8 protein-coding genes are annotated in these 10,257 nt (G+C 45.5%); 2 read left to right on the top strand and 6 right to left on the bottom strand.

Annotation, left to right across the window (positions count from 1 at the left end; translation table 11 throughout):
• The 5 genes from secF to V3S16_RS17155 all read right to left on the bottom strand — a co-directional run.
• Positions 1 to 1,024 (bottom strand): protein translocase subunit SecF (gene secF / locus V3S16_RS17175; RefSeq protein ID WP_413887176.1); only part of this gene is annotated, 1,024 nt, incomplete at its 3' end.
• Between the two features lie 18 nt (positions 1,025 to 1,042).
• Positions 1,043 to 2,620, bottom strand: a complete 1,578-nt coding sequence (gene secD / locus V3S16_RS17170) for a protein translocase subunit SecD (protein ID WP_413887174.1) — start codon at positions 2,618 to 2,620, stop codon at positions 1,043 to 1,045.
• Between the two features lie 121 nt (positions 2,621 to 2,741).
• Positions 2,742 to 3,113: a preprotein translocase subunit YajC gene (gene yajC / locus V3S16_RS17165; protein WP_413887172.1), complete on the bottom strand. Its 372-nt coding sequence runs from the start codon at positions 3,111 to 3,113 to the stop codon at positions 2,742 to 2,744.
• A 403-nt stretch (positions 3,114 to 3,516) separates the two neighbouring features.
• Positions 3,517 to 4,281, bottom strand: a complete 765-nt coding sequence (locus V3S16_RS17160; RefSeq protein WP_413887170.1) for a hypothetical protein — start codon at positions 4,279 to 4,281, stop codon at positions 3,517 to 3,519.
• Between the two features lie 447 nt (positions 4,282 to 4,728).
• Complete coding sequence (locus tag V3S16_RS17155; RefSeq protein ID WP_413887168.1) at positions 4,729 to 6,189, bottom strand: Rne/Rng family ribonuclease; 1,461 nt, start codon at positions 6,187 to 6,189, stop codon at positions 4,729 to 4,731.
• A 267-nt stretch (positions 6,190 to 6,456) separates the two neighbouring features.
• Here V3S16_RS17155 and leuS point away from each other — a divergent pair, with 267 nt between their 5' ends.
• Together leuS and lptE are read left to right on the top strand one after the other, a co-directional pair.
• Complete coding sequence (gene leuS / locus V3S16_RS17150) at positions 6,457 to 9,048, top strand: leucine--tRNA ligase (protein WP_413887166.1); 2,592 nt, start codon at positions 6,457 to 6,459, stop codon at positions 9,046 to 9,048.
• Between the two features lie 72 nt (positions 9,049 to 9,120).
• Positions 9,121 to 9,597, top strand: coding sequence for an LPS assembly lipoprotein LptE (gene lptE, locus V3S16_RS17145; RefSeq protein ID WP_413887165.1), 477 nt, complete (start codon positions 9,121 to 9,123; stop codon positions 9,595 to 9,597).
• A gap of 70 nt (positions 9,598 to 9,667) precedes the next feature.
• Here the strand turns inward: lptE and rpsT are convergent, their stop codons facing one another.
• Complete coding sequence (gene rpsT, locus V3S16_RS17140; protein ID WP_413887163.1) at positions 9,668 to 9,934, bottom strand: 30S ribosomal protein S20; 267 nt, start codon at positions 9,932 to 9,934, stop codon at positions 9,668 to 9,670.
• Positions 9,935 to 10,257 lie beyond the last annotated feature (323 nt).

The raw sequence follows: 10,257 nt of genomic DNA, 5'->3' as shown, positions 1-10,257 counted from the left end.
GTGCCTGCCGGATAAGGAGAATAGGGCTTGCAACGTAGATTGATGAGTAGGTACCGATCAGGATACCCACAATCAATGCAAAGGCGAAATCGTGGATGATTCCGCCTCCCAAAACAAACAGGGTTACAACCACAACAAGGGTCGTCACAGACGTTAATATGGTCCGGCTGAGCGTCTCATTTACACTTCTGTTAATAATAAACTCAAGAGGGTTGCGGTGATATTTTCTCAAATTTTCCCTGATTCGGTCAAAAACAATTATCGTATCATTCAGTGAGTACCCGATGATGGTGAGCAGTGCTGCGATAATCGGCAGGGTAAATTCCTTGTTAAAAATCGAAAATATACCGACAGTAATGATGACGTCATGGATAAGGGCTACAATCGCACCCATGGCGTATTTCAAATCGAGAAACCAAAAAAGTAACAAGGTGACGATAAGTGCGGCGGCCATTAAAATGGGGACACTGACATCAAAAATAGAAAGCAGATAGACAGCCCCCATAAGTGCGGCGGCCATGACCCCGCTTAACAGCCACTTTAGCTCAAAACGGCCGGATATATAGATAGTAATGAAAAGCAGGGCATAAAACATGGCGAATAAGGCTTTTTCACGCAGGTCTTTCCCAACCTGGGGCCCAACCATTTCTACTCGACGGATCTCAGCATCTTGCCCGATAGCCGCTTTCAAAGCCTCTTGCACTTTGAGCGAAAACCCCTGAGAGGTTGACGCTGATATGTCGGCGCGGATAAGATATTCATTTTCTTGCTGATCACCAAAGAGTTGCACCGATGAGTTTTCCAAGTCTATGGCAGCCAGTCCCGATTTTATGTCTTTGATATTTACCGGTTCGAGAAATTTTATCTGTATCAAGGTTCCGCCGACAAAGTCGATGCCGTAGCGGGGGCCTTTGTGTATCAAAAGAGATGAGATGCTGACAATTATCATTGCCAAAGATACGGTGAAAGCTATTTTTCTTTTACCGACAAAATCCAAATTTATATCAGGCTTTATTATCTGCATAAACAGGGTCCTCGTTATTTATATGCTTAAGCGTTTGACTTTGCGGCTTATCAAGAAATAATCGAAGATAAGTCGTGACACGATAAGGGCTGTAAACAGACTGGAGAGCACCCCCAGGCTGAGTGTGACGGCAAATCCTTTTACAGGACCGGTTCCGAACTGGAAAAGGACCAGTGCGGCAATAAGCGTTGTAATGTTGGCATCGAGAATGGTCAGTGTGGCCTTGTCGTAACCGGCATCGACGGCTGCCCGGGGTGTCTTGCCTATCCGCATCTCTTCCCTGATACGCTCGAATATAAGAACATTGGCATCCACTGCCATACCGATGGTAAGGATAATGCCGGCGATGCCCGGCAGCGTCAGCGTGGCCTGCAAACCGGCCAGACCTCCGGCTATCAGAAGAATATTAAGGATCAGGGCAAAGTCTGCAATCAGTCCTGAACCTTTATAATATATAACCATAAACATGATGACGAGGATACCGCCGATGGACATAGAGACCAGACCTTTCCTGATGGAATCAGATCCCAGAGAAGGGCCGACGGTTCTTTCCTCAAGGATATTGACCGGGGCCGGAAGAGCTCCTGCCCGCAGGATTATGGCAAGATCGTGGGCTTCGTCTGTGGAGAAGTTGCCTGTAATTCGGGCCTGTCCCCCGCTGATTTTTTCCTGAATAACCGGTGCCGAATAAACGTTTTTATCCAGTACAATGGCGAGGCGTTTTTGTACATTTGCTTCTGTTATTCTGGCAAAGTCCCGGCCCCCTTTCTTGTCGAAGGTAATGGAAACATACGGTTCATTATACTGGGAGTCGATCTGAACTCTGGCATCGGTAAGATGTGCTCCGGTTAACTGGGTCTGCTTTTTTATCAGGTAAGGTATTTTGGTCTCACGATTGGTTGCAGGATCTATTTTAGTCGCATAGAGAATTTCGCTGCCCGGCGGAACATTGCCTTGCAGGGCGGCGTTGAGATCATGCGTTTCATCCAGCAGTTTAAATTCTAAAAGGGCTGTTCGGCCGATAAGCTCCTTGGCCCTTTGAGTATCTTTGATGCCGGGAAGTTGTATTAGTATGCGTTTTTCGCCCTGGAGGCGAATATCAGGTTCACTGACGCCAAACTGGTCAATCCGGTTTCTGATAGTTTCAAGAGCCTGTTCCGTTGCCAGTTTTTTGATTTGATCGCTTTCCCTTTCAGGAAGATCCATGATCACGGTAAAAATTTCGTCTTCAGTAAGTTTCGAAAGAATGCGCAGAACCTCGAATTCCTTATCAAGCAGCTTTTCAAAAGCGTCTATATTTTTTTGGCCTTGTAACCTGACCACTATCCGGCTGCCTTCAATCCGTTTAATACCGCTATGCCTGATGCGCTTTTTTTTCATGAGGCTGCGGAGCTCCTGGCTGATACGTTCAACGGTACTCTCCACGGCTTTTTCGGTATCGACTTCAAGCATGAGGTGCATGCCGCCCTGAAGATCAAGCCCCAGGTTGATCTTTTTATAGGGCCATAACGTCGGTTTTATTGAGGGGAGAACGTAGATAATCGCTGTGACAATAATCACAATAACGGCAACCAATCGCCACGAAATATTTTTCAATGATCTTTCCCTTTCTTTGCAGATGAAAGCCCCATAAAGTTTGTTAAATTATTAAATGGTCAAACTTGATGAATTCGTAAAAAAATCGAATTCATCAGCTATTTAACAAAATTAATTGGGGCTATTTTGATTTTCCCGAACCCTTCTTGCTGCTTTTTGATTTCTGGGCCTGTGAAGACGCAGACGCTACCAAAGTGGCAACGTTGCTGCGGGCCAGCTTGACGCGGACCTTATCAGCGATTTCCACTGTCATCGTAGTTTCACCCACGGCGGTAACACGGCCAAGGATGCCGCCGCTGGTAATAATACGGTCACCTTTTTTAATATTCGAGATCATTTCGCGGTGTTCTTTAGTCTTTTTCTGTTGGGGCCGGATAAGCAGAAAATAAAAAATAACGAACATCAGGATTAGGGGTATAAACGAGGAATATCCACCTGGCTGCTGTCCGCCTGCTGCTCCGCCCTGGCCCAATGCGTACGCGATACTTGTCAAGATTAAACCTCCTTTAAAACTTTAGTTCACTTTAGGCACTTATATTTACTGTAACATTAACCCTTCCAGAGGTAAACCAAAGCCGGGTCCTCTGAGCCGGTCTAAAATCCCGTAGGCGCTAAGTTGTTTTGCAAACGTTCACAGGTTACATTTATGCCGTACGGAATTGGTTTAAAAGATGAACGTTGAACAGACCGAACATCGAACATCGAACGTCCAACGTTGAACATCGAATAATGATGTCGCTCCGCTCCGCAATTTAATTTCATTCGTTTTTTTATTCATCATTCGATGTTGGACGTTCGATGTTCGATGTTCATTTTTTTAATAGACCTTCCACAGTCCATCCGGTATAAAAACAACTTAGCGCTTACGTCCGAGATCCCGCCCCGCGGGGGATTCGTTACTCTGCCGGTATCCAGAGTGTTTCGCCATCAAACTGGATGTGATTGACCTTTTCGTAATCGATGAGATTCAGCAGCGCAAAAATTTGTTCCATATTATAAACAACGATTTTGCTCAAGGGGACGATCAGATTCAGATCGACATCGAGCTTGTGTTCTTTGGTGTTGTATATTTGAACGGTGTTTTCGGAAAACTTTAGAAGTTTACCGACACCGGAGCTTTGGCCTGCCTGGCTGGGTTCATCGGCAAGCGGAGAGAGGGTCACACCTTTATGGTCAAAATAGTCTTTGAGAAAATTGAAATGAATGTTCCAGATATTATCCCCCGGCCGGACCACGTATATTCCAAATTCCTTTGTGTCTCTGTCTGAACCTGTCCGGCCTGATTTGAGGTCTTTTTCGATGATATCACCGAGTTTAAGCCGGATTGCATCCAGAATTTCCTGCATGGGAACCGTTGATTGGCCGATTTTGATGGATTCATCTGATTTTGCAATAATGTCGATTCCTTTTTTAAGGCCGTATTTGGCCTTGCGCTCCTGCATAAGCTCCTTTAATTTTTGATCTTTATCGAGCTTGTGGTAGTCAATTATTGGCTGGGGTTTTACAGGCGCAAAAATCTTTTTAGGGATTTGGGGGGCAACAGACTTTGCATCTTTTTGGGGCCAGAGCCTATATCCGATAACACCGGCTGTTATAATGACAATTATGATAGCAATTATCCGGAGTTTACTGGTATTACCTGAATTATTATTTTTGGGCATATTTTTTTCTATTTTTTATTTAAGTTGTCACACCGATACAGCAATGTTGCAGAGGTGTCAACCGGACATGTTTATTTCGTCATAGAAAACCACGTCTCTATGGGCCTCCGGCTCGTAGAGCCTACGCCTCGGAGAGCGTGGTCAGAGCATGATGGCTTTGCCTGAAGACTGGCACAAGGATTAAGGGAGTATTGGAGTACGGGAGTGTTGAAAATTTGCTTGGTTGTCATTCAATAGTTATTCGATTGTAATTGCAACAATGAAATCACTTAATTATCTTAGAATTTCTAATGATGTTCCCACATTACTCCATTACTCCACCACTCCATTAAAATTTATGCATGGCAAAGACCATAAGCCCCCGATGGGGCAAACCAAAGCCACGTTCTATGAGCATTGATTCTATACTTTTGACCGGACTGCTCCCCACCACGCAGCACTGACGAACTAATGGCAAATAATCTTGTTCTTCCCCGGGGCCATAGTACCGTCTCCTTCGATGGTGATGGAAAGATTTCGTCTTTCCTCCAGATCAAGGATTTCCCGGCGCTTTTTGTTTAAAAGATATTCTGCGACTTCTAATGGAACGACCCCTTTTACGCTTGAAATATCTGCTTTCAAGGTTTCAAGTCGAAGTTGACGCAAGAAGCCTAACACCAGGGTTTCGGTCGAAGGAACCAGTCCCTTGCCCTGGCAATGGCGGCAGGATTCAAAGCTGCCGTATTCGATCGACGGCCGTATGCGCTGCCTCGACATTTCCATCAAGCCGAATTTAGAAATCCTGCCGATATTTGTTTTGGCTTTGTCTGACTTTACAAAGGCTTTGAGAGTCCTTTCAACTTCCGATTTGTGTTTCGAATCTCTCATGTCGATGAAATCAATGACGATCAGGCCTCCCAGGTCTCTAAGCCGCAATTGGCGGGCAACCTCCTCGGCAGCTTCTATGTTGGTCTGTAATGCTGTCAGCTCTATGGATTTTTTCTGGGTTGCTTTTCCCGAATTGACATCGATAGAGACCAGAGCTTCAGTTTGCGCAATTACAATATAACCACCGGATTTCAGTTTAACCTGACTTTCATAGATCGATGCAATCTGACTCTCAAGCTGGTGTTTAGTAAATATCGGCTTGGCTCCCTTAACGAGTTTAACTATTTTGGTATGCTTGGGGGAAATTATTTTAACGAAGTATTTAACATCGTTATATACAGCTTCATCATCTATGAGAATTTCAGATACATCCGGGGTAAAGTAGTCGCGTATGGATCTTAAAGCCAGGTTGCGCTCTTTGTATAGAAGTGAGGGGGTTTTCTGTTTGCTTACATTTTTCTTGATATTTTTCCACAGCCTTAAAAGGTAGCCAAGGTCCTTGGCCAGGTGTGGTTTGGTACAGTTTACCCCGGCAGTACGGGTTATGAGGCCGAATCCTTCCGGTATTTTGAGTGAGCCGATGATATCCTTGAGCCGTTTACGCTCATCTTCATCCTCTATTTTGCGTGAAATGCCCCGGCTATCACTTCCCGGCATCAGGACAACGTATCTTCCCGGCAGCGATATGTAGGTCGTTAGCATAGCTCCCTTTTTCATGAAAGGATCTTTGCTGACCTGCACAAGGAGTTCCTGGCCGCGTTTGACAATATTATTAATAGACTGCTTTCCGGTGGGGCTGTCTAAAAAATAGTCCCTGTGAATTTCGTGCTTCTGCAAGAAGCCGTGTCGCTCTGCTCCGTAGTCCACAAAAACAGCTTGAAGACTCGGTTCAATCCGGGAAATAATCGCTTTGTAAATATTACCATGGATGATTTCTTTAGCGGCGCTTTCGATTTGAAATTCTTCCAGCTTATTGTCTTTAACTTTTGCAATTCTGCATTCTTCAGGATCTACGGCATTGATAAGGATTTTGCTGCTCATAAAAGTTCCCTTCCTGCTTGCCTTTTTGAACCGGAAACAGGTAATTTTTCTAATAATTATGATAGAAGGCGTCTTTACTGCTTGATATGAAAATGTTAGATACAAGTCAAACGATTTCTCATAGGGTGAGAAATCCGGGTTAGACATTCTTGCTATTTGCATCAGGTTGTGGCATGAGAGTCACAGTTTGAAAAAGCGGATAGACACTAATTAACTTTGCGTATATTCTAAGCTTATGAAATGATATGGATAAAGGATGTATATGCAATGGATGAAAAATATGATCCCAAAAAAATAGAATCCCGATGGCAAGATCATTGGGAAAAGTCCAATCTGTTTGAGGTTAAAGAGGATCCTGAAAAGAAAAAATATTATCTACTTGAAATGTTCCCGTATCCGTCCGGGAATCTTCATATGGGGCATGTAAGGAACTATACCATTGGGGACGTGGTTGCAAGGTACAAAAGAATGCAGGGATTTAACGTCCTGCACCCCATGGGATGGGATGCTTTCGGCATGCCGGCTGAAAATGCTGCTATTGCGCACAATTCCCATCCGGCTGACTGGACATATCAAAACATCGATACCATGCGCTTCCAGCTGAAACGTATCGGTTATTCTTATGACTGGGGCCGGGAAATTGCCACCTGCAAGCCTGAATACTATCACTGGGAGCAATGGCTTTTTTTGAAAATGTACGCCCAGCAGATGGTCTACAGGAAAGAATCCTATGTGAACTGGTGTGAACCCTGCCAGACGGTGCTGGCCAATGAGCAGGTGGAAGCCGGCCTGTGTTGGCGTTGTGGTAAGCCTGTTCGTCAAAAAAAACTCTGGCAGTGGTTTTTCCGGATCACCGACTTTGCCGAAGATTTGCTTGAATATTGTGACAAGATTCCCGGGTGGCCGGACAAAGTGGTCACCATGCAAAAAAACTGGATCGGAAAGAGCACCGGTGCCGAGATTCGCTTCCCCATCGATAACAGCGATGAGCATATATCCGTTTTTACAACCAGACAAGATACGGTCTGCGGTGCTACTTTCCTGTGCCTTGCTCCGGAGCATCCCCTGGTTCATAAGCTGGCGAATGGAACGGACCGGCAAGCTGAAGTTGAAGAGTTCATCGAGCGTATTGCCATGCAGGACCGGTCGGCCAAAGCGGTTGACGATTATGAAAAAGAAGGTGTTTTTGTCGGCGCTTACTGTATTAATCCCGTCAACGGCAGGCGTATGCCGGTTTATACCGCTAATTTTGCACTGATGGAGTACGGTACCGGTGCGGTTATGTCCGTACCTGCTCATGATCAGCGGGATTTTGAATTCGCCCAAAAATACGGGTTGGACATAATCGTGGTTGTTAAACCTCATGATGATGACCTCGATGCGGACACGATGACCGCAGCTTATGTCGGCGAAGGTGTAATGATCAATTCCGTTCAATTCAATGGTATGGAAAATGCCCGGGCCATGGATGATATTGTTACGTATCTGGAGTCAAAGGACCTGGGGAAAAAAGATGTAAATTTCAGGTTAAGGGACTGGGGTATTTCCAGGCAACGTTACTGGGGGGCACCGATCCCCATGATTCATTGTCAAACCTGCGGGGTTGTGCCTGTACCTGAAAAAGATCTGCCGGTACTGCTTCCCGAGGATGCTGCGCTTCTGGAAGGCGGAGGATCGCCGCTGCCGACTCTCGATTATTTTGTAAAGACGACGTGTCCGGTTTGCGGCCGGTCCGATGCGAAAAGAGAAACCGACACAATGGACACGTTTGTGGAATCTTCCTGGTATTTTGAGCGATACTGCAGTCCGCGATGCAAAAGCGGCATGTTTGATAAAAAGGCCGTTGACTACTGGATGCCTGTTGACCAATATATCGGCGGTGTTGAGCATGCGATTTTGCACCTTCTCTATTCGCGGTATTTTACACGCGTTCTGAACGAATTTGAACTGGTCAGCTACAAGGAGCCTTTTACCCGGCTTTTGACCCAGGGGATGGTTTGTAAAGAGACCATTTCCTGTCCGGAGCACGGCTTTCTCTTCCCCGAAGAGGTCAAAGGCAGCGGTGCAAGTGCCGTATGCCGGCAATGCGGCCAAAAGGTTATAGCGGGGCGAGTTGAAAAGATGTCCAAGTCTAAAAAAAATGTGATCGATCCGAATCTCCTTATAGAAAAATACGGTGCGGATACCACGCGGCTCGTTTGCCTTTTTGCAGCACCGCCGGAAAGGGATCTGGAATGGAGCGAACAGGGTGTTGAGGGCGGCTATCGCTTTCTGAAGCGTGTTTGGCGCCTGGCCTCAAGCTACATGGAAACTATAAAAAACTCAGCCCCTTTTGACGGCAGTCCCGACAAGCTTGAGGGCAAATTTCGGGAGCTGTTTAAAAAGACGCACCAGACCATAAGAAAAGTGACCAAAGATATTGAGGAACGGTTCCATTTTAACACCGCCATCAGCGCGGTGATGGAGCTGGTCAACACCATGTACGGCATTGAAACGATCGACAGCAGCCCTCAACAGGCCGGAGTGATGCGGCTTGCCATGGAATCGGTTGTCTTGCTTTTATCGCCCGTTGTGCCGCATTTTGCCGAAGAATTATGGGAAGCCCTGGGCCATGACTCGAGCGTCCTGCTGGCAGCCTGGCCGTCTTACAGGGATGATGCTCTCATCAAAGATGAGCTGTTGATCGTGGTACAGGTAAACGGCAAACTGAGAAGCAGGTTTAACGCAGATGTTGATACCGATGATAATACGTTAAGGGAAACGGCCCTTGCAGACGAGCGCGTTCAAAAATTTATCAAAGACAAACCGATTAAAAAAGTTATTGTGGTAGCAAAAAAACTGGTTAACATAGTGGTTTAATCCTATAACTAAAACTCATTGATGAGCGCACTATTGTTTTTTAAAAGAAGAAAAGTTTGGATTATCCTAGTTTTGTGGGTAGGTTTTTCAGCCTGCGGCTACCGGTTTGCCGGGAGTGGCAGTCTCCCGGCGGGCATAAAGACGATAAGTATCCCCATCTTTGAAAACCGAACCGCTGAGACCGGTCTGGAGAATATTGTTACAAACGATCTTATCTATGAGGTCACCAGGAGCAGAGGAGTCGCTTTAGTTCGCAAAGACAAAGCCGAAGCTAACCTTAGCGGGGTCATTGTTTCCACCCAGACCGGATCAATTTCCCGTAGTTCGGTGGATATCTCAACTGAAAGAAGGGTGACTCTTACGCTCAATTTAAAATTAGCAAATACCAGCGGAATAATAATATGGTCTGCCCAAGGTGTTGCGGAAAGCGAAGCCTACGTTGTCGAGGATGATAAGCAGGGTACCGAACAAAACAGGCAGGACGCCCTCTCAAGGGCTTCCAAAAGGCTTGCGGAAAACATTTATAATCGGTTGACAGAAGATTTTTAAATGATTTACCTGCACGAAGCCGAGCCCTAAACGCAAAGCACAAACAAATTAGGTGTCTTGCGCTGGCGGGCTAAGTTGAGATGGTGTTAACAAGCTTGGTGAGGCGGGAAATTTTGCGAGATGCAGTTTTTGTATGGATCACACCCTTTTTAGCGGCCTTGTCAATAATAGATTTTGCGGCATCAAGTTTTTTCAAAGCTGCCTCGCTTGACCTTTCGCTGGCAGCCAGCCTCACAATTTTAATACTATTTTTTACTCTGGTCTTCACGGACTTGTTGCGCATACGCCGAATTTCACTTTGGGCAGCACGTTTGACAGCAGATTTATGATTCGCCAAGTTTGTTTTCTCCTTTCAAATTAATTTTGATGGTCTCGTAAAAAGTCCGAAAAATGCCATTTTATCGGTTTCGCTCCTAATTATTTCAGTAGGTTACAAGACCGATTTTTGAGAATTTTGACTTTTTACGAATGCATCAATTTTAGTTGCTAAAATTATATAATCGATACCCACATGTCAAGTTTTTTAATCCACAGATTTCGCAGATTACACAGATTGCAATGAATACGCGATGAAGGTTGCGGAATCTGTCGGGTTTAATTCCCCGCAGCTTGCTGCGTTAAGATAGAAAATATCATTTGTTGATACCCCGTGGCTTGCCG

The organism is Candidatus Desulfatibia sp., assembly GCF_036446775.1.
Lineage (GTDB): Bacteria > Desulfobacterota > Desulfobacteria > Desulfobacterales > UBA11574 > Desulfatibia_A.
Note: the sequence above shows the minus strand (reverse complement) of the source record. Positions and strands in the feature narration are given on the sequence as shown.

What these genes read in the sequence shown, in the direction of transcription:
- V3S16_RS17160 (WP_413887170.1), bottom strand. Translation starts at nt 4,281, where the DNA reads ATGCCCAAAAATAATAATTCAGGTAATACCAGTAAACTCCGGATAATT.
- leuS (WP_413887166.1), top strand. Translation starts at nt 6,457, where the DNA reads ATGGATGAAAAATATGATCCCAAAAAAATAGAATCCCGATGGCAAGAT.
- V3S16_RS17155 (WP_413887168.1), bottom strand. Translation starts at nt 6,189, where the DNA reads ATGAGCAGCAAAATCCTTATCAATGCCGTAGATCCTGAAGAATGCAGA.